20 protein-coding genes are annotated in these 19,926 nt (G+C 67.2%); 5 read left to right on the forward strand and 15 right to left on the reverse strand.

The features are described 5' to 3' along the window. Nucleotide 1 precedes the first annotated feature (1 nt). The 10 genes from HWX03_RS26445 to HWX03_RS26485 all read right to left on the reverse strand — a co-directional run bounded on the left by HWX03_RS26445 (nt 2) and on the right by HWX03_RS26485 (nt 8,281). Nucleotides 2-1,168 (reverse strand): extracellular solute-binding protein, encoded by a 1,167-nt coding sequence (locus tag HWX03_RS26445; protein ID WP_175873256.1) that lies wholly within the window; start codon nt 1,166-1,168, stop codon nt 2-4. A gap of 339 nt (nt 1,169-1,507) precedes the next feature. Beyond that, nucleotides 1,508-1,696, reverse strand: a complete 189-nt coding sequence (locus HWX03_RS37050; RefSeq protein WP_244132787.1) for a hypothetical protein — start codon at nt 1,694-1,696, stop codon at nt 1,508-1,510. After that, the gene (locus tag HWX03_RS37055; RefSeq protein ID WP_244132788.1) at nt 1,686-1,895 is read right to left on the reverse strand and encodes a hypothetical protein; all 210 of its coding nucleotides are present in this window, start codon (nt 1,893-1,895) and stop codon (nt 1,686-1,688) included. The genes HWX03_RS37050 and HWX03_RS37055 overlap by 11 nt, the downstream gene beginning before the upstream one ends. Before the next feature lies 1 nt (nt 1,896). Then, nucleotides 1,897-2,040, reverse strand: a complete 144-nt coding sequence (locus tag HWX03_RS26455) for a hypothetical protein (RefSeq protein WP_175873257.1) — start codon at nt 2,038-2,040, stop codon at nt 1,897-1,899. A gap of 155 nt (nt 2,041-2,195) precedes the next feature. Beyond that, nucleotides 2,196-2,789 carry an alpha/beta hydrolase gene (locus HWX03_RS26460; protein ID WP_175873258.1) on the reverse strand — a complete coding sequence of 198 codons (594 nt, stop codon included), beginning with the start codon at nt 2,787-2,789 and terminating at the stop codon, nt 2,196-2,198. 30 nt (nt 2,790-2,819) lie between these two features. After that, the gene (locus HWX03_RS26465) at nt 2,820-4,148 is read right to left on the reverse strand and encodes an MFS transporter (protein WP_175873259.1); all 1,329 of its coding nucleotides are present in this window, start codon (nt 4,146-4,148) and stop codon (nt 2,820-2,822) included. 163 nt (nt 4,149-4,311) lie between these two features. Continuing rightward, the gene (locus tag HWX03_RS26470; protein ID WP_175873260.1) at nt 4,312-5,367 is read right to left on the reverse strand and encodes a 3-keto-5-aminohexanoate cleavage protein; all 1,056 of its coding nucleotides are present in this window, start codon (nt 5,365-5,367) and stop codon (nt 4,312-4,314) included. 123 nt (nt 5,368-5,490) lie between these two features. Beyond that, a complete protein-coding gene (locus HWX03_RS26475) occupies nt 5,491-6,339 on the reverse strand; it encodes a TauD/TfdA family dioxygenase (RefSeq protein WP_175873261.1) in 849 nt (282 codons plus the stop codon). 10 nt (nt 6,340-6,349) lie between these two features. Then, nucleotides 6,350-7,330, reverse strand: a complete 981-nt coding sequence (locus HWX03_RS26480) for a quinone oxidoreductase (RefSeq protein ID WP_175873262.1) — start codon at nt 7,328-7,330, stop codon at nt 6,350-6,352. An 18-nt stretch (nt 7,331-7,348) separates the two neighbouring features. Next, the gene (locus HWX03_RS26485) at nt 7,349-8,281 is read right to left on the reverse strand and encodes a universal stress protein (protein WP_175873263.1); all 933 of its coding nucleotides are present in this window, start codon (nt 8,279-8,281) and stop codon (nt 7,349-7,351) included. 242 nt (nt 8,282-8,523) lie between these two features. On the opposite strand from HWX03_RS26485, the gene HWX03_RS26490 reads away from it, so the two are divergent. From HWX03_RS26490 to HWX03_RS26500, 3 genes are all read left to right on the forward strand, one after another. Continuing rightward, nucleotides 8,524-11,217: a LuxR C-terminal-related transcriptional regulator gene (locus HWX03_RS26490; protein ID WP_175873264.1), complete on the forward strand. Its 2,694-nt coding sequence runs from the start codon at nt 8,524-8,526 to the stop codon at nt 11,215-11,217. Nucleotides 11,218-11,445: 228 nt separating this feature from the next. Next, complete coding sequence (locus tag HWX03_RS26495; protein ID WP_175873265.1) at nt 11,446-12,570, forward strand: porin; 1,125 nt, start codon at nt 11,446-11,448, stop codon at nt 12,568-12,570. Between the two features lie 293 nt (nt 12,571-12,863). After that, nucleotides 12,864-13,568, forward strand: a complete 705-nt coding sequence (locus HWX03_RS26500) for a glutathione S-transferase N-terminal domain-containing protein (protein ID WP_175873266.1) — start codon at nt 12,864-12,866, stop codon at nt 13,566-13,568. Between the two features lie 270 nt (nt 13,569-13,838). Here the strand turns inward: HWX03_RS26500 and HWX03_RS26505 are convergent, their stop codons facing one another. Together HWX03_RS26505 and HWX03_RS26510 are read right to left on the reverse strand one after the other, a co-directional pair. Then, nucleotides 13,839-14,066, reverse strand: a complete 228-nt coding sequence (locus HWX03_RS26505) for a hypothetical protein (RefSeq protein WP_174430413.1) — start codon at nt 14,064-14,066, stop codon at nt 13,839-13,841. Then, nucleotides 14,063-14,461, reverse strand: coding sequence for a hypothetical protein (locus HWX03_RS26510; RefSeq protein ID WP_175873267.1), 399 nt, complete (start codon nt 14,459-14,461; stop codon nt 14,063-14,065). Before HWX03_RS26510 ends, HWX03_RS26505 begins: the two co-directional genes overlap by 4 nt. A gap of 661 nt (nt 14,462-15,122) precedes the next feature. Between HWX03_RS26510 and HWX03_RS26515 the strand changes: the two genes are divergently transcribed. Further along, a complete protein-coding gene (locus tag HWX03_RS26515) occupies nt 15,123-16,145 on the forward strand; it encodes a PHB depolymerase family esterase (RefSeq protein ID WP_175873268.1) in 1,023 nt (340 codons plus the stop codon). Nucleotides 16,146-16,378: 233 nt separating this feature from the next. Here the strand turns inward: HWX03_RS26515 and HWX03_RS26520 are convergent, their stop codons facing one another. After that, entirely contained in the window at nt 16,379-16,900 is a 522-nt protein-coding gene (locus HWX03_RS26520) for a MarR family transcriptional regulator (protein ID WP_175873269.1), read from the reverse strand. 129 nt (nt 16,901-17,029) lie between these two features. On the opposite strand from HWX03_RS26520, the gene HWX03_RS26525 reads away from it, so the two are divergent. Then, a complete protein-coding gene (locus tag HWX03_RS26525) occupies nt 17,030-18,208 on the forward strand; it encodes an MFS transporter (protein WP_175873270.1) in 1,179 nt (392 codons plus the stop codon). Nucleotides 18,209-18,221: 13 nt separating this feature from the next. On the opposite strand, the gene HWX03_RS26530 is transcribed toward HWX03_RS26525, so the two are convergent. Continuing rightward, the gene (locus HWX03_RS26530; RefSeq protein ID WP_244132789.1) at nt 18,222-19,049 is read right to left on the reverse strand and encodes a hypothetical protein; all 828 of its coding nucleotides are present in this window, start codon (nt 19,047-19,049) and stop codon (nt 18,222-18,224) included. Nucleotides 19,050-19,179: 130 nt separating this feature from the next. Next, the gene (gene cobM, locus HWX03_RS26535) at nt 19,180-19,908 is read right to left on the reverse strand and encodes a precorrin-4 C(11)-methyltransferase (protein WP_175873272.1); all 729 of its coding nucleotides are present in this window, start codon (nt 19,906-19,908) and stop codon (nt 19,180-19,182) included. Nucleotides 19,909-19,926: the final 18 nt, after the last annotated feature.

A 19,926-nucleotide genomic window follows, 5' to 3' on the forward strand; every position in this document is an offset into this window, starting at 1 on the left:
GTCACTTCGATTTCTGCGAACCGATCTCGCGATCCCACTTCTGGAACGCGGCGACCATCGCCTGCGCGTTGAGCGGCTGCACGTGCGGGCGATCGGCGAGCAGCTTCGCGTATTCGGGGCGACCGAACTTCTTGATCACCTCCTGGCTGTGCGCGGGCGCCATCTCGAGCGTCACGCCCTTCACCGCCGGGCCCGGATAGAAGTAGCCGTCGTCGTAGGTCATCGCCTGCTGCGCCGGTTCGAGCAGGAAGTTCATCAGCTTGAACAGCACGTCGAGCTTGTCCTTCGGCACGCCCTTCGGGATCACCATGTAGTGCGCGTCGTTCACCCACGTCATGTTGTCGAACGCCTGGATCCGGAATTCGGCCGGCACGATGCCGAGCGCGCGCGGGTTGAGGTCCCAGCCGGTGACGGTCACGGTCATGTCGCGCGTGCCTTCGCCGAGCTCCTTCATCACCGCCGACGTGCCGCCCGGGTAATACGGCACGCATTCGTTCAACTGTTTCAGGAACGCCCAGGTCTTGTCCCAGCCGTTGATCGGGTCCTGCGGATTCTTGTCGCCGAGCACGTACGGCAGCCCCATCAGGAACGTGCGGCCGGGGCCCGAGTTCGCCGGGCGCGCATAGATCAGCTTGTTCGGGTGCGCCTTGCACCAGGCGAGCAGTTGGTCGGGCGTCCTCGGCGGGTCGCTGACCTTCGCCGGGTTGTATTCGAGCAGCGGGCCGGCCGGCATGTAGGTCACTTCGAGGCCGAAGCCCTGTGCCACATCCTGCATCTTGCGCGGGCCGGGCGCGTACCTGTCGAGCACGCCGGGGAAGGCGGCCGCGTTGTCGGGCAGGAGCTTCTGCCACAGGTTCTGCTCGATGCCGGCAGCCAGCGCGTCGGTGCCCGTCAGCACGAGGTCGATGTCGGAGCGCCCTGCCGCCTGCATCGCCTTGATCTTGCCCGGCAACTGCGGCGCGGGCGCGTTCGTGAACGTGACGTTCGCGACGAGACCCGGGTTCTTCTCCTTGAACGCCTCGATGGCCTTCTGCGTGAGCTGCAGATTGCCTGCGACGTCGACGATGTTCAGCGATACGGGGGCGGCAACGGCCGCGGCGGCCGACAGCGTGAAGCCCAGTGCGAGTGCGATCCGGCGGACACGGCGAGCGATCGGGGTGGTGTTCATGTCTCCTCACTTCGGTCGGTGGATGGGACCTTTCTTGTCAGGAAATCATGACGGCGTTATACGATGTCGGTCAACAAAAAACCGAGCGGCGCAGGGCGGGAATTTCCCTAACAAAAACCTTCCGAAAGTGATGCGACCCATCAGATGGGACAAGTCCAACGATCAGCAGGATGAAACACGCGGCGTGTGTTAGGACGTCGTATGTCGATGCGAGGCAGAATGAAACCGGTTCGACAACGGCAGGTCATGACAACCGGCCGTTAGAAAGTGATCGTGCGCCTCGGCAAGTGATCGAGTGATCAAGGGCGGCTGAAAAGAGGATGGTTCGGCGTGCCGCCGTCACCGGGACAGGGAAAGTTCCCAGACTGCACTGAAATACTCGGCCAGTTCCTCGCTGCTTACGCTGCCGTCCGCCACGTCGACCATGAGATCTTCGAGATCGGCGAGGCGAGGAATCGAGACACCCTGTCGCTCCATATACGTCAAGGCACAGGTAAGACCGGTGCGCTTGTTGGCATCATTGAACACGTGCCCCCCGCGCGATGGCAACGGCATAGGTTGCGGCAATCCCGAACACGTCGTCGAGGCCCGCGTAATGGGCATGATTGTCGACGCGATGCAGGGCGGCCTCGACACCACCCCGGCCAGCGTGAGCAAACCCGCTCAGACCGCCAAGGTCCCGGATGATTTCGTCGTGAATCGTGATGACGTAATCAAGGTCCAGCAAATCAACGATCCTTCAACGCGATCAGCACGTCTCGATGTTCGGAAATGACTTTTCGCGCGGCGCGAAGCACGTCACCTTTCTCGGTTTCCGTCGAAGCCTTGACCTCCGTCGTCGGCCGGATGATCGTGCGGGGTTTCAGTTCCACCCCGTACAGCGTCTTTCTTTTTGGGGGCCATGATAGCTTTTACCTTAAAAAACATTAGCAATCAGCCACTTGCCTGCACTCGAGCCAAGCGGCCGTGTTGTCGGCAATCATAGCACCCGAAGAGGCGCCGGAGCGCCCGAATGATACGGGGAATGTCAGTCTGTCAAGCTGGACCGGTCCTTACCAAGCACTGCTACCTCGCCGATCAACCGCTCCGCATCACGCCACTCGCCATACCCGGACGCCGGGTTGAGGTGTCCCACCTCGCCGAGATCGACGAGCCGACTGCCCCACCCTGCTGCCAGTGCTCTGGTGCGCTCGAAGCGCGCGAGCGGATCGTTGCGGCTCGCAGCCACGATGCTCGGAAACGGCAGCGGCCCGGTCGGCACCGGGGTCCAGCCGTGCGCGGCGAGCGCCTCAGGCGTCGGATAGCCTTCGGGCATCGGCGTATCGAGATCGGCCGGCGCCGCGAGCAGCGCACCATGAATCGCGCGCGTGGCCTGCCGCGCCCAGTGCACGACGATCATCACGCCCGCGCTGTGCGCCACGAGCATCACCGGGCCGTCGATGGCGGCCAGCGCCGCATCGAGTGCTGCGACGCGCGCGGCGCGGCTCAGTTTGTCGGCTTCGAGCGGCGCGACAGAGCGCGTGTTCGGCAAGCGTCGTTCGAGATGCGTCTGCCAGTGATCTTCGACATGATCGCGCAAGCCGGGCACGATCAGGATGGTGGGTGCGGTCGCCAGGGTCATGCAGCCTCCAGGAAGCGTTAGGAAGAAGATTCAGGAAAGTCGTGTCGCGCGCCGTTCGCGTTCGACGTGCGCGAGATCGGCCGCGTAGCTCGCGCGTCCGACCGCGAACAGCACGGCGGCCGCGAGCGGCACGACCGGGATCCATTGCAATGCGCCGACGAGCCCGGCGCGGTCGGCCGCCCACCCCGTGAGCAGCGGGCCCGGCGCCATGCCGAGCAGGTTGTTCGCGAGCGTGAGCGTCGCGAACGCCGACGCGTGGATCGCGGCCGGCGTGAGGTTCGCGACCATCGCGCCCGATGCGCCGGACGCGCCCGCGCCGACCAGCATGCCCGCGCAGATCAGCGCGAGCTGCAGCGGCCCCGGTGGCAGCCGGAACGCGACCGCGAGGCAAACGCCGGTGAGCACGCAATACGCGATCGCGGTCAGCCATTTGCGCGAGCCGTCGGCCCGCCCGACGCGGTCGGTGACGATGCCGCAGCCGACCATTCCGACGCCGGCGAGCAGCACGAAGCCGGCCGCGAGCACGGCCGCGCGGTCGGGCGCCATCGCGTAGTAGCGGTTCAGGTAGCTCGGCAGCCACGCGAACAGCGCGCCGGGCACGAACAGGTGCAGCCCGCTGCCGAGATACGCGCAGATCACCGAGCGCGACGCGAACAGCCCCGACATCAGCGCACGCACGCTGCCGCGCAGGTCGCGTGGCGCATCGGCATCGGGCCGGCACGGTTCGACGCGGCATGCCGCGAGCCTCCGTTCGGTTACTACGCAGCGGTACGCGACGAGCAGCACGATGCCGAGCGCGGCCATCACGCCGAACGACCAGCGCCAGCCGAGATGCGCGCCGACCAGCCCGCCGAGCGCCATCCCGAACACGGAACCGAATGCGCCGCCGGCCATGAACGCGCCGGTCAGCGTCGCACGCAGCCGGGCCGGAAAGATGCTGAGGATCAGCGCGACGCCGACGCTGCCGTACGCGGCTTCGCCGAGCCCGACGAGGCCGCGCGCCACGAGCATTTCCGCGTAGTTGGTCGACAGCGCGCAGCCGAGCGTCGCGACGCTCCACAACGCGGCCATCAGCACGATGCTGCGCACGCGCCCGAAGCGGTCGGCGAGCACCGACAGCGGAAACGTCAGCAGGCCGACCAGCAGCGCGACGACGCCGGACAGCGAACCGAGCTGCGTGTCCGACAGCGCCCACGCGTGCTTGAGCAGCGGAAACACGGCGTTGAGCACCTGCCGCGACATGTAGTCCGACAGCAGCAGCCCGACGGTCAGCCCGAACACGAGCCACGCATACGCAGGTGCGCGCCGCTCGGTGGCCGTCAGGTCCTGCAGCGACGGCTCGACGTGATGAATCAACATGCGTGTCTCCTCCGGCACCGGGGCGGCAACGCGCCCGGCGCGGCTTGCGCGGCCCCGCTCCGTTTCGCGGAGCTTGCCTCGCGCAATACCGATACGCGAGGATGGGTGCCGCGCCACATCGATCGGCGGGCGGCGCTCGCGGGCCGCCCGGATGCGCGGCGCGTCAGGCCGCGCGCAGCGGCACGCTCACCTCGCCCGGCCGGCGGTTCGGCGCCATCCCGAGCTGCGCGAGCGTCTCGTCGACGCCGTCGTACTGCACGCCGATCCGGTAGATCGCCTTCGCCTCCTTGCCGGTCGCGATGTCGCGGCCGAGCTCGCGCGCGATCCGCACGCACTGCTCGACCTGCTGCACCGACGTCATCCGGTTGCCCTTCTGGTCGATGATCGTGTCCTCGATCCCGCAGCGCGGATGCAGGCCCAGCGCCATCGCGACCGTGTTGATCGGCAGCACGTTCTTCATCAGCGATTCGAGCGTGATGCACGCGCCGTCCGGGCAACGCCGCACGAATTCCATGAAGTTGTACGGATTCGGGCCGTCGAAGCCGCCGCCGATGCCGACCCACGTGACGTTCAGCGGGCCACGATAGACGCCGCGTCGGATGATCCGCTCGAGCGTCTCGAGCGCATGCATGCCGGTGAGCTGGAAATGCGGCTGGATGCCGGCCGCCTGCAGGCGGCGCAGGTGTTCGTCGACCCAGCCGGGGCCGGCCGGCACCGTCATCTCGCGGTAGGCGTCCCACAGCGCGTTTTCGTTCAGCGACGTGCCGGCGATGTCCTTGCGGCTCATCAGCTCGGTGATGTTCATCTGCACGGTGTTGATCGCGACCGTCACCTGGTCGGGCTTCGGCGTCAGCTCGGCGAGCATGTGGCGCGTGTCGTCGGACAGCCATTTCGCTTCGGCGCCGTCGCCTTCCGGCGCGAACGAGATCGAGCCGCCGACCTGCAGGATCATGTCGGGCACCGCTTCGCGCAGCCGGCCGAGCAGCTCGTTGAATTTCGACAGCCGCTTGCTGCCCTTGCCGTCGAGTTCGCGCACGTGCAGGTGCAGCACCGTCGCACCCGCGTCGTAGCAATCGACGGCCTTCTGCACGTGCTCGTCCATCGTCACCGGAATGTCTTCCGGAAAATCGGCGGGCATCCATTCGGGGCCGTACGGCGCGACCGTGATGACTACCTTGTCCTGGTTTTCAGGGTGCAGCGAATCGTCGAGAAATTGCATGTCGTCCTCCAGTGGGAATCGTTGTCTTTGGGGTGGTCGGGCGTGCGTATCCCGCCGCGCCGGGCGGCGGGCCCGGTGCGTTGCGTTGGGTCGAGAATCGGTTACGGTGCGGGTGCGCTGAGGTCAGAACGGCACGTCGCCGACGATGCCCGCGCGCTCCATCCTGCGCACGCACGGCGGGTAGTCCATCACCGCGTAATGCTGGGTGCTGCGGTTGTCCCAGATCGCGACGCTGTTCTTCTTCCAGCGCCAGCGCACCTGGTATTCGGGGATATAAGCCTGGCTGATCAGGTAGTGCAGCAGCTGGCCGGCGCCGGGGTTCGCGTCCTGCCCGAAGCGCACGCGCCCGGGCGTGTGGAAGTTCGTGAAATGCGTCGTGAATGCATTCACGTACAGCACCTTCTCGCCGGTTTCGGGGTGCGTGCGCACGACCGGATGCTCGGCGTCCGGATACTGCGCCTTCAGCGCGAGGCGCTTGTCGATCGGCATCGCCGCGCCGAAGCTCGCCTCGATGCTGTGGCGTGCACGCAAGTCGTCGATCTGCTGCTTCACGTGCGCCGGCAGGTTCTCGTATGCGAGCACCATGTTCGCCCACATCGTGTCGCCGCCAACCGGCGGACCGTCGATGCAGCGCAGCACACAGCCGAACGGCGGCGCCACGCGCCAGCTCGCATCGCTGTGCCACGCATTCTCGTAGCGGTCGTTCGGCTGGTCGGGCGACTTGTAGATCCGCACGAGCCCCGGGTGCTCGGGATCGCTGCCGGCGACCGGATGATCCTCGAGCTCGCCGAAGCGGCGCGCGAACGCGACGTGTTCGGCGCGCGTGATGTCCTGGTCACGCAGGAACAGCACGCGATGGCGCAGCAACTGCGTGCGGATCTCGGCGAACAGGCCGTCGTCGTGCACGGCGTCGGCGAGGTTCACGCCGAGCAGTTCCGCGCCAATCGCGCAGGTCAGGGGTTCGACTCGCATGCGCGCCTCCTCAGACGATGAATACCGACGAACCGGTCGTCTTGCGCGATTCGAGATCGCGGTGCGCTTGCGCGGCGTCCTGCAGCGCGTAGCGCTGGTTGATCTCGATCTTGATGCGGCCGGCCGCCACGTGCGCGAATAGTTCGCCGGCCAGGTCGTTCTTCTCGGCCGGATCGGCGATGTAGTCGGCCAGCGCCGGGCGCGTCAGGTACAGTGAGCCCTTCATCGCGAGGCGCTGCGGATCGAACGGCGGGATCGGGCCCGACGCGGTGCCGACGCAGACCATCAGCCCGCGCCGCTTCAGCGAATCGAGCGAGCCTTCGAAGGTGTCCTTGCCGACGCTGTCGAACACGACGTCGACACCGGCGCCGTCCGTCAGTTCGCGCACGCGTTTCGCGACGTCCTCGCGGCTGTAGTCGATCGTATGGTCGCAGCCGTGCGTGCGGGCGATCGCGGCCTTGTGTTCGCTCGACACGGTGCCGATCACCGTGAGCCCGAGCAGCTTCGCCCATTGCGACACGATCAGCCCGACGCCGCCGGCGGCCGCATGCAGCAGGATCGTGTCGCCCGGCGCGAACGCATGGATGCGGCGCAGCAGGTAGGCCGACGTGAGGCCGCGCATCGTCATCGCGGCAGCCGTTTCGCACGCAATACCGGCCGGTAGCCGGACGAGCGGCGCGGCCGCGATCAGCCGCTCGGTGCTGTACGCGCCGAGCGTGTTCAGGAAGCCCGTGTAGGTCACGCGGTCGCCGACGGCGACGTTCGTCACGCCCGGGCCGACGGCCTCGACCACGCCGGCCGCCTCGACGCCGATGCCGGCCGGCAGCGGAACCGGATACAGGCCGCTGCGGAAATACGTGTCGGCGAAGTTCAGGCCGACCGCCTCGTGCCGCAGGCGCACCTGGCCGGGGCCCGGCTCGCCGACGTCGACCGCCTCCCAGCGCAGCACGTCGGGGCCGCCGGTTTCGTGGAATCGCACTGCATGTGCCATCTTGTTCTCCGTCAGTCGTCAGTCCGATGCGCGTCGCGCATCGGCGGGTTCGTTCGTGCCCGGCGGCGGCGCGGTTGCGTCGTCCGCCGGCGGTTCGTCCAGTCCGGCCCAGTCGGCGTCGCCGAGGTAGCGCCGCGCGGCCGGGAAAATCACGCCTTCCATCCGTCCCATCTGCTCGAACGCGCCGTGCGCATAGCGGGCCAGCGCGGTGTCGAACGCGGCCGACGGCAGCCCGTCTTCGGCGAGCCGGGCAAGCGCGCCGAGCGCTTGCGCGTCGCGCTGCCGCTGGCGGTCGAGTTCGTCCAGTTCGGCCGCGACGCACTCCGCCCGAACGCGCAATGCCGCGAACAGCCGTGCTTCGTCGGCCGTGCCGAAACGCTCGTTCTGCAGCGCGGCGAGCGAAGCCAGCGCACGCTGCACGTCGACCGCTTGCCGCTGCGGCGCGTGCGCGGCGTCGCCGGATGCCATCAGCGCGTGCAGCAGCACGCCGACCATGCGATGCGCATCGAGGCAACGCGCGATCACGCGCGCCGCCGCGGGCGCCCGGTGCGACGGGCAGACGAGCACCGGCACGCCGCTCGTCGCGAGCAATTGCTGCCGCCGGGCGCAGGCCGCCGCATCGGCATCGACCGGCAGCGCCGCGACGCCGATCAGGTCGCAGCCGAGTTCGGCGGCCAGCGCGCCCGGCGATGCGTCGCCGGCCCCCGGATGGCCGGCCCCCGGATTGCCGGCCCCCGCGATCGCATGGGACAAGCCCTGCGCTCGCGCGGCGGCTTCCACTTTCGCACCGTGTTCCGGCAGCCGCGCTCCGGATAAACGCGAGTCCGGCGAGGCGGCGGGCAGCACGAACGTGACGCGGGCACCGACCGCACGTGCCAGTTCGAGCGCATCACCGATCGCGTCGATGCCGCCGGGCGCGCCGTCGACCGTCACGAGCAGATGGCGGTACATCGTGCCGCTCCGCTTATCCGGCGGTTGGCGCGCTGGACCGCGCGCCGGTCGATACGATCTTCATGGCTGCCCTCCTCGTCGTGTTCGTCATGCATCGGAATCCATGCTATCGGCGCCGTGCCGGCGCGGCCCCACTCGCCGCGGGGGGGGATTGACGCGCGAACGCGGTTCGACCGATCCTTCCCCCCACGCCCACCCCGGCGCTGGCCCGCACGGCCCCGCCGGACTCCACTGCTGCCCCGATGGCCCACCCACCCGATCGCGCCGACGCGCCCCCCACCGAACTGGTCCTGAAGACGACCGCGCCGCGCGTGCCGGCGCAGTTGCTCGCCCGCGCGCGGCTGAGCCTCGCCGCGCCGGCGTTCGACGGCCGCCCGGTCACACTGGTGCAGGCGCCGGCCGGTTACGGCAAGACGTCGCTGCTCGCGCAATGGCGCCGCGAAACCGTCGCGCTCGGCCGCGCGGTCGTGTGGCTGTCGGCCGACGAGCGCGACGACGCGCCGCGGCTGCTGCAGGGGCTCGTGCAGGCGGTGCGGACCGGCTGTGCGCGGCCGGGCTTCGGGCGGTTGATCCCGGGCGGCGCGGCGCGTGCGCTGGACGGCCTGACCGCGTGGCTGGCCGAGGTCGCGCAACTGTCGATGGAGGCGCTGCTGATCGTCGACGACGCGGAGCGGCTGCCGGCCGCCGGCCTCGATGCGCTGACCTACGTGCTGCACAACGCGCCGCAGAACCTGCATGTCGTCGTCGCGGCGCGGCGCGGGCTCGATCACGCGGCCGGCGACCTGCTCGCGAGCGGCCAATGCACGCTGGCGGGCCCCGACTGGCTGCGCTTCACGCTCGACGAGACGATCGCACTGGTCGGCGCGCGCTTCGCGCAACGGGTGGATGCCGACGCATGCGCGCGGCTGTTCGAGCGCGTCGACGGCTGGCCGCTCGGGCTGCAGCTCGCGATGGCCGCGATGGCGCGCTCGGCCGATCCGCGCCAGGCAGTCGATGCGCTCGCCCAACGCGTGGACGGTACGCGCGACCGGCTCGTCGAGCTGCTGCTCGCGAACCTGTCGGCCGACGACACGGCGTTCCTGACGCGCACGAGCGTCGCCGATCGCCTGCATCCGTCGCTGTGCGCGGCGCTGCTCGACGACGCGCACGCGCCCGACCGTCTCGCGCGGCTGGCGCGCGACACGCCGCTGTTCATCGCCTCGGACGATTCGGACTGGTGCCGGCTGCATCCGCTCGTGCGCGACACGCTGCGCGATCGGCTGGCTGCGCGCCCCGACGCCGAGCGCAGCACGCTGCACGCACGCGCGGCGGCCTGGCTCGACGCGCACGGCATGGCCGAGGAAGCCGCGCGCCACGCGTATGCGGCCGGCCAGTTCGAGATCGCGTACGCGCTCGCGCAGCGCTGCCTCGAGGATGCGATCAAGCAGGGCCGCATCAACGACGTGCTCGACTGGCTCGCGCTGCTGCCCGATACGGAGCTCGACAAGCGCCCGACGCTGCGGATCGCCGTCGCGTGGGCACTGGCGCTCGGCGAGCGCCACGTCGAGGCGCAGCGACAGATCGCGGGCATCCTGGCCGACGACGGCACGCCGGCCGCGATGCGCTACGAATGCGCGCTGATCCTCAGTGCGGCCGCGTATTACGCCGACGAAATCGACCGCTTCGTCGAACTGTTCGAGCCGTGGGCCGACTTCACGCCGCCGGCGGCGACGTGGCTCGCGCAAATGCACGCGAACCGGCTGTCGGCCCGCGCAATCATCGTCGGCGAACCGGCGCAGGCGCGCCGTTTCCAGCAGGCCGCGCCGCGCGGCGAGACGGCGGCCGGGTTCGGCTACGTCGCGCGCTGGGGTGAGCTGATCACCGGCCTGAGTTATTTGCGCGAAGGCCAGATCCGGCTCGCGGACGACGCGCTGTCGCCCGCGCTGGCGCGCGCGGAAGCCGATCTCGGGCGGCGCCATCCGTTGACCTGCATGCTCGCGGCGATGTGCGCGGCGATCACGTACGAGGCCGATCGCGTCGACCAGGCCGCCGCGTTGCTCGCGAACCGGCTCGACGTGCTCGAACACGCGGGCACGCCCGATACCGTGCTGCTCGGCTATCGGACGGCCGCGCGCATCGCGCTGCTGCGGGGCGTCGAGCATCGCGCGATCGACCTGCTCGAGGCGCTCGACGCGATGGGTGTTGGCCGCCGGCTGCCGCGCCTGTCGGTCGCGAGCCTCGCCGAGCAGGTGCGCATTCACGCGGCGCGTTATCGCGAGGCGACCTGCCATGCACTGGTCGAGCGGATCGATGCGATCGCCGCGGCCGAATTTCCCGCGCACGGGCCGCTGTGGCGGCGCCCCGTCGTGCTGCTGCAGGCGACCGCGCATGCGTACGCGGCGCTGGCCGCGCGTCGCTGGGACGACGCGTGCGCAGCGCTCGACGAAGCCGCCGTGCTGGCCCGCGAAATGAGCCTGGGCCGCGAGCGCATCGAGATCATGGCGCTCAGCGCGTTCGCGCTCGAGCAATCGGGGCACGGCGGCCGCGCGTTGCTCGACGAGGCGATGAACCTCGCGGACATGTTCGGGCTCACGCGCACGCTCGCCGACGCGCATCCGGCCGTTGCCGACTGGGCACGCCGCGTCGGCGACGAGGCGGCCGCCGGCGACGGCCCCGCGCGGCACGCGCTGCCGCAGCCGCGCATCGTGCCGCCGGCCCCGCGTGGCGCGGCGAGCCCGCGTGCGGTGCCGAGCGTCGTGCTGACGCCGAAGGAGCGCGCGATCCTCGAACTGCTCGCGCGCAACCTGTCGAACAAGGAGATCGCGGTCGCGCTCGCCGTCGGCGAGGAAACCGTGAAATGGCACCTGAAAAACCTGTTCGGCAAGCTCGACGCGAGCTCGCGCAAGCATGCGGTGCGCCGCGCGCTGGTGCTCGGGCTGCTTGAAAGCGCGCCTTGATGCCGGCCTGAACTGCCCGCCCGTGGCAGCGTAGCCGGCGATCCCCTTCCAATTCTCCGCAACCCTGCCCCCCGCGCATGGGGGGGAGCGGCCGCTCGTCGTTGCGTAGTCTTTCCGCACGGCTCGCACCGGCGCCGCATGTCGCGCCTTTCCGCCTGCCCCGATGCTTCCCCGCTTCACCCGGCCGGGCTCGATCCCGTCCGGTCCATTACGATCCTGGAGACTTCGATGAAGACGAAACTGGCCGTGCTCGCGGCGCTTGCCGGCTGTTCGGCGCTCGCGCATGCGCAATCCTCCGTCACGCTGTACGGCGTGATCGACACAGGCCTGCTGTACCAGAGCACGTCGGCCGCGTCGTTCAGCCCGAGCGCGCCGAACACCGGCAAGGTGTTCCGGATGAAGGACGGCGGCATCTATTCGAGCTTCTGGGGGATCAAGGGCAGCGAGGATCTCGGCGGCGGCTACAAGGTCAACTTCAAGCTGCAGGGTTCGTTCGACAGCGGTACCGGCAAGCTGCAGCTGAGCGACACGCCGGGCGCCGTCGCGATCTTCAACCAGGTCGCGTCGCTCGGCGTGTCGGGCCCGTTCGGCTCGTTTACGGCCGGCCGCCAGATCGTGCCGATGATCTACGCGATGGCCGACACCGACGTGCGCAACGCGCAGTTCTTCGGCAGCGTGCTGACCGCATGGCTCGGCCTGAATACCGCCGCGGGCTGGCTGGGCACGAGCACCAACGGCGCGATCGGCGCGCTGTACGACAGCAATGCGCTCGTCTACCAGTCGCCGACGTTCGCGGGTGCGTCGATCGCGCTCGAATACGCGCCGGGCGGCGTCGCCGGGCAGTTCCAGGGCGGCACGCGCGAATCGGTCGTGCTCAGGTATGCAAACTACGGGCTGAATGCATCGGCCGTCTACTACAACGGCCACGACACGAATCCGGCGCCGGGCGTCGCGCCGACCGGCATCGACAACAATCGCTTCGTCTACGTCGGCGCGAAATACACGATCCGCGATTTCTCGGTGTCGGCGTCGTACGGCAACGGCAGGAATCCGTCGCATGCGGACAAGGTGAACCTCGACATGCTGTCGGCAGGTGTCGGCTATCGCTTCACGCCCGCGCTGCAGATTACGTCAGCCGTGTACTACCTGAAGGACCGCAACCGTTCGGAAAACCGGTCGACGGCGGTCGTGCTCGCGGCCGACTACAGCCTGTCGAAGCGGACGATGGTCTATGCGCAGGTCGGCCACGTGAACAACCGCGGCACGATGGACCAGATGCTCGTGTATGGGCAGCCGGTCGCGCCGGGCGTCGGCACGACGGCCGCGATGGTCGGGCTGCGGCACAACTTCTGAGCGATGGAAGCGGCCGCGGATGAGCGGCCGGTGGCGAACGGGGCCCTCGCGGCGAGCGGCGGCTGGCGTTGTGCGGCAACGTGCGCCGGCACGGTCGCTCGGTTTCCGGCGTGTCGGCCGGCCCGGGCCGCCGCCTGCAACGGATGCGCGGATCGGCTACAGTGGGCGTTTTTCCGGCGCGCACCGCCGCCCGCCGACGCGATCGCTCCCGCCCCTGCCGCCGCGCCGGGAACGGGTGTGACCCGCGGCGATACGGCGGAGCGCGGAACATCCACTTCGACGAGCGAACCTTCATGCCCGATCTGTCCGCCTTCCCGATCACGCAAAAGTGGCCGGCCCAGCATCCCGACCGTCTCCAGCTCTACTCGCTGCCGACGCCGAACGGCGTCAAGGTGTCGATCATGCTCGAGGAAACCGGCCTGCCGTACGAGCCGCACCTCGTGCGCTTCGACACGAACGACCAGTTGTCGCCCGAATTCCTGTCGCTGAACCCGAACAACAAGATCCCCGCGATCATCGATCCGAACGGCCCCGACGGGCAGCCGCTGCCGCTGTTCGAATCGGGCGCGATCCTGATCTATCTCGCGGACAAGACGGGCCAGCTGATCCCGAAGGATCTCGCGGGTCGCTACGAGACGATCCAGTGGGTGATGTTCCAGATGGGCGGCATCGGGCCGATGTTCGGCCAGCTCGGCTTCTTCCACAAGTTCGCCGGCCGCGACTACGAGGACAAGCGTCCGCGCGACCGTTACGTCGACGAGTCGAAGCGCCTGCTCGGCGTGCTCGACGCGCATCTCGCGAACCGCCAGTGGGTGATGGGCGATAGCTACACGATCGCCGATATCGCGATCTTCCCGTGGGTGCGCAACCTGGTCGGCTTCTACGAGGCGGGCGATCTGGTCGGGTTCAGCGAATTCCGGCACGTCAAGCGCGCGCTCGACGCGTTTGTTGCGCGGCCGGCCGTTGCGCGCGGGCTCAACATCCCGGTGCGCGGCTGATCGGTTACGCGGGCGCACCACGTGCGGCCCGCGACCTGCGACGCCCGCCGCATTGTGCGGCGGTTTTTTTGGGGGTCATCGTGAATTTTTGGGGAGCGCTGGGAAGACTGTCGGTGTTTGGCCAGGAGCGGTCACCCGCCGATTCCGGAGAGCCGTCATTCAGACGGTTGGTTCGCTCTGGAACCTGCCAGATGGGGACGCTTGAATGTCGAAAGGCGCACCGCCCAGCTTGACAGTAACGGGGCGCCTTCTCAAGTTGGCCGATAGCAATCAATCGGAACGCTGAGCCAGTTGCTTTTTTGCCTCGAGCTGTTGCCTTGATAGAAGGTCAGCTTTCTGCCCCAACTGCTTCTTCGCTTCCAACTGCTGTCTCGATACCAAGTCGGCTTTTTGCGCTAGTTGCTTCTTTGCTTCGAGCTGTTGCTTTGATACGAGATCAGTTTTATGCGCCAATTGTTTCTTTGCTTCCAATTGCAACGCAGCAATATCTTGGCTCATAACGGCTCCGATAATTTAAATGTTGGGATCTTGGATATAACAAACGCTTTCTGCTCGTGCGTAAGGCTTTCGAGTAGTGCCTGTGGTGTCAAGGCTTTTGGATCAAACGCACATCCTTCGGTAAGGCTTGGGTTCTCTCCTTTTTGCACGCGCCGGACCTGTTCATCGAATCCCGCCTGACAAAGGTTGGAAAGTGGACATGAAAGGCATGGTGTGCGATCCCTCGTTGCCGGTAGGTACTTTTGTTCGCTAATGCAATACTCTTCGAACTCGGGTCCGGCATATCGACTGGATGCAGGATAACTGAACGCATTTTGTTCTTTCAAAATTTCCTCCAGAGTGGGGCGTCGGCATCCGTCTGCAATAGTCAAACCGATATGCCATTCGAACAGCATGGATTCTCGGTCGGGAAAGTAATTTTTACTCGGATTGTCTTTGTAACAATAGACATTTTTAGAAAATTGGCACTAAGGAATACCCTAGCAAAATTAGTGAATTATCCGTGCGTTATCGCGCAGATGTGAAATTCACGCATTCGGTCGGCTTTTGTTACTGCGATACGTCGCGAAAATTTAACGACTGTTTACGGCCAACAAGAGCCGGTCGAGTTTGCATGCAAAACGGTACAAAACTGTCGATTGCGTTGCGTCGCAATCGAAGACGCCTAGATGCCCCGGATGACAGTAATACGACGACGTTGCAAATCTCACACACAAAAAAGAATACGGGGTTGACGGTCTTTTTACGTCGATGATGCTTCATCATACGAATTTCGCACCCCACTCAAGCCCTCAAACGCGCCAGATCGGCACAGTGGCGGCATGACGGTGACGGAGCCGCGGAAATCGGCCATCGATGTGTCGCCTATATCGTGGTCGCCGCAGCGGCTGTTGTCGGTCCGATCGAGGTTGCGGCCCTTCGTGCGGGATGCGTGACCGCGTACGCAATGTACTGGGCCAAGCGCATTGCACAGCCGCGACGAACGGCAAGGTTTCTCAGCAAGTCGTCCTTTCGCTCGACGTCCGTTTCATTCGCTATGCCACAGGAGGTATCACGATGAAATTGCATCCCCGCCTCGCCATTACCGCTCTTGCGCTCGCTGCTGCCCTAACCCATGCCGCGCTGGCCGCTGATGCGCTGCCGTCGTACCACGGTGACCCGTCGCAGACGTCGGTGTCCGGCCTGTCGTCGGGTGCCTTCATGGCGGTCCAGTACCAGGTCGCGTACTCCGGTTCCGTAGTCGGGGCTGGCGTGGTCGCCGGCGGTCCGTACTACTGCGCGGCAGGGAACTTGTTTAACGCCTCGATCTGCATGGGGCAGGTACCGTTCGTTCCGCCGAACTCGACGCTGATGGTAACCGCCGCCGCAGGCTTTGCTTCGCTGAATCAGATTGACCCACTATCGAACCTTCAGAAGGCGCGGATCTACGTGTTCAGCGGAACGAAAGACACAGTTGTCTACCAACAGGCAGTCGACTCGACAGTGTCGTTCTTCAAGGAGGCCGGCGTCCCTGCGTCGAACCTGAAGTACGTGAATAACGTGCCGGCTGGTCACGCATTCATTACACCGTCGTTCGGCAACGTGTGTGCTGACAATGCGCCTCCATACATCAGCCACTGCGAGGTCGGCAAGCAGAGGTACGACCAGGCCGGCGCGTTGCTGCAGTACATCTACGGCCCTTTAAAGCCGCCAGCGAAGAGCCTGACCGGGAGAATCGTGCCGTTCAGTCAGCGCGAATTCGCAGCATCTGCGACCGGCATGGCGGACGCGGGATTCGTCTACGTGCCTAAGTCGTGCGATCAGGGAGCGGCGTGCAAAGTTCACGTCGCATTCCATGGATGCAAGCAGTCGGCAGCTGTGGTTGGCGACGATTTCTATGAGAAGACCAACTACAACTACTGGGCCGACACGAACAACATCCTCGTTCTGTATCCGCAGGTGAATGCGTCCACGATCCCGTTCAATCCGCAAGGTTGTTGGGACTGGTTCGGTTATACGGGTCCCGATTACGCGGTGAAATCGGGTTCCCAGCTTACTGCGGTTAACGCCATGGTCGGCCGACTGCTCTCCAAGCCGTAACGCGCGAGCACGTGTGTGCACGAATGTGCTCACACGGTGAGTTCAATGCCATACAGAAGAATCCGGACACGGCGAGATTTACGATTCTCATGAATCCTTCCGCGCCGCGACGACAGCCATCTGTACGACCGCATCGGAGCGGATTGACCGTCGCTTGTGGCTCGGCAAGCGACGTCCACGAAAATTCACGAAGAACATTTTTGCCCGCCGCGTACGTTTCCACCACGCATTCTTCAACGCGACGTCCCTTCCTCCCCTTCCGGCGTCGCACCTTCCAGCCCCGCCAGCAGCTTTCCCAGCAGTTCCGACAACTGCGCCTGTTCCCCCGCCGACAACGCGGCCAGCAGCGCGCGCTGATTGTCGATATGCGCAACAACCGCTTCATCGATCAGCGCTCGCCCGGCATCCGTCAGCGCGACGAGCGTGCCGCGCCCGTCGGCCGGGTTCGGCCGGCGCTCGACCCAGCCGGCCTTCTGCAGCCGGTCGATGCGCGCGGTCATCCCGCCCGACGACATCATCAGCGCGTCGTACAGCGCGGTCGGCGTCAGCGCGAACGGCGCACCGCTGCGCCGCAGCGTCGCGAGCACGTCGAATTCGCCCGGCTGCATGCCGTAGCGCGCGAACAGCGGATTGAGACGGTCGCGCGCGATCACGAGCGCGGCTTCCTGCAACCGCCCCATCACCACCATCGACGTTGCGTCGAGATCCGGACGCTCGGCGCGCCATTGCGCGAGCGCATGCTCGGCTCGGTCCATTAACCCTCCTCGGCTCACCAGTTATCTTGACGTCGAGATAAATCGCCGTTTATCTTGATGTCGAGATACTTTACCTGAAAACGCGCGGCGCCTCGCTGGCAGCCGCGCACCGATATCGAGGGCTCTGCGATGAAGCGCTTCACTTCCCCCGGATGGCGGCTCGCCGCGATCGTGCTCGTCGGGCTGAACCTGCGGCCGGCGCTCGCCGCGGTCGGCCCGCTGCTCGACATGATCCAGCGCGCGACCGGGATCGGCGACGGTGCGGCCAGCCTGCTGACGACGATCCCGATTCTGCTGATGGGGCTCGGTGCGCTGAGCGCGCGGCGCCTGCAGCGCATCACCGGGATCGCGGGCGGCGTGTGGCTCGGCGTCGCGTTGATCGGGCTGGCCTGCGCAGCGCGCGTCGGTGCGCAACACGCATGGCTACTGCTCGCGAGCGCGTGTTGCGCAGGCGTCGGGATCGCGATGGTGCAGGCGCTGTTGCCCGGCTTCGTGAAGGCGCATTTCGCGGCGCGCATCGGCGGCGCAATGGGCGTCTATTCGACGTCGATCATGGGCGGCGCGGTGCTCGCTAGCGTCGTCGCGCCGTTCGCCGCGGCGCGCTGGGGCTGGCTCGCGGCGCTCGCGGGCTGGGCGTTGCCGGCAGCGGTCGCCGCACTGGCCTGGCCGCTGGCCAGCCGTGGCGGCGACGCGCTGGCCGGCGGGCCGGTGTCGGTATCGGGTGAGCGGCCGTCGCGTTCGCCGCGCGCATGGCGGCTCGCGCTGTTCTTCGGCATCGCGACGGGCGCTTACACGCTCGTGCTCGCGTGGCTGCCGCCGTACTACATGCGGCTCGGCTGGTCGCCGACCGCGGCTGGCAGCCTGCTCGGCGGCGTGACGCTCGCGGAAGTCGTCGCAGGGCTGACGATTGCCGCAACGATCGACCGCCTGCCCGACCGCCGGCCCGCGCTGCATGCGGCGATCGCGTCGCTGTTCGCCGGGTTGCTGGTGATGCTGGCCGCGCCCGACGCGCTCGCGTTGCCGGCCGCGCTGCTGCTCGGCGCGGGGATCGGCGCGCTGTTTCCGCTGTCGCTGATCGTCACGGTCGACCATGCGGCGACGCCGGCCGATGCCGCGTCGCTGACGGGGTTCGTGCAGGGGATCGGCTACCTGGTCGCCGGCTTGTTTCCTTTCGCGGCCGGCATCGTGCGCCAGCATCTCGCGGACCTGACGCCCGCGTGGGTCGCGATGGCGTGCCTGTGTGTCGCGCTGTTCGCGCTGGCGGCGGGGTTTGCGCCGAAGCGGGTGCTGCACGCCGCGCGCGCATAGCGTCGGCCGCCGCTCAGTTGACCGGCTCGCAAAACGAGATCTTGCCGCGCAGCGCGTTGCCTGCGGCGACCGGGTCTCGTCCGAACGGCAACGTGACGGAAACCGACGTATGCCCAGTCTTGCTTTGCGGTTCCTGGCCCGGCCAATGACGCTCTTTCCAGGTGGCGATCCAGTCGAGATTGCCGGCGCTTGCACCGGGCACGAAGCGCAGCCGTAGCGAACCGTCGAAGTCCTCGCTGCAATGCGGTGAGTGCTGATAGTCGTGCTCGGTGAAGCAGGCTCGAATCTGCTTGTTGCAGCTGAACGGGAGCGTCGATACGCGCGGTGTGCGGGCATGTTCGCCGTTCGGCCGCAATTCGACGAAATCGGCGGTTTCCCAGCTTCCCCCACCGCCTGAATAACTTTCGGACCAACCCGCGAGCACCGCGACCGAGAAGCGTTCGCCGCCCAACGGGTACAGCGCGGGATAGATTCGAAGCGGCGGCGGCTCGCCGTCGCCGTCGACCCGGTCAACGGACTGGTAGTCGGAGAAATCCCAGCGCTGCACGACCTTCCAGCCTGCGACGGGCGTGAAACTCGCTTTCAGCAACTGCGGGCCCGGCAGGATCGCGTAGTAAATGCCCGACGCGTCGTTCCGGGCACGGTACAGCGACGGTGCGTTGTCCGCGTCGGCGGACTGCCCGACGACGCCGCACGATGCCGACGCCAACTCGCAAAGCTTGCGCGGCCAGTCGCGATCGGACACGGCGGTTTTTGCGACTTCGACGAAAGGCACGGCGCGGGCTTCGGTGACTTCACCGGCGGCATGGACCGCGGATGCCGCCAGCAGCGCGACCGTCAATCCCACGATGCCGAACATGCCGGATCGAATACGGGTATCCATTCAACGTTGTCCTTGTGAGGTGGCTTGCGCGTCGTGATCGCGCGAAGTGGCCCGGCCTGCGCGAAAGTACCGGTTGGTTCGTGCGGGCTCAGCCCGCGCTCGCGTACAGCGTCGAATCCGCGAACCCTTCGGCGTCGAGCACGCGCCCGATCAGGATCAGCGCGGTGCGCTCGATCCGCGTGCCCTGCACCTTGCCGACGATGTCGGCCAGCGTGCCCGTCACGCGTTCCTCGTCGGGCCAACTCGCGCGATAGATCACCGCCACCGGGCAATCGGCGCCGTAATGCGGCAGCACTTCGTCGACGATGCGCGCGAGATGGCGCACGCCGAGATGGATCGCGAGCGTCGCGCGATGCGCGGCGAGCGAGCCGAGCGCTTCGCCTTCCGGCATCGTCGTCTTGCCCGCGAAGCGCGTGAGGATCACCGTCTGCGCGACGCCGGGCAGCGTCAGCTCGACGCCGAGCGTCGCCGCGCACGCGGCCGTGGCCGTCACGCCCGGCACGATTTCGTATGGAATCCCGAGTGCTTTCAGGCGGCGGATCTGCTCGCCGATCGCGCCGTACAGCGACGGGTCGCCCGAATGCACGCGCGCGACGTGCTGCCCGTTCGCATGCGCGGCGGCGAGCAGCGCGACGATCGCATCGAGGTCGAGTTCGGCCGTGTTGACGACCTGCTCCGCGCAATGACCGTCGAGCACGGCGGCCGGCACGAGCGAGCCCGCATACAGGATCACCGGGCACGTGTGCACGAGGCGCTGGCCCTTCACCGTGATCAGCTCCGGGTCGCCGGGGCCCGCGCCGATGAAATACACCGTCATCGAAATTTCTCCGTCAAT

The sequence above is a fragment of the Burkholderia sp. BCC0397 genome (assembly GCF_902832865.1).
Lineage (GTDB): Bacteria > Pseudomonadota > Gammaproteobacteria > Burkholderiales > Burkholderiaceae > Burkholderia.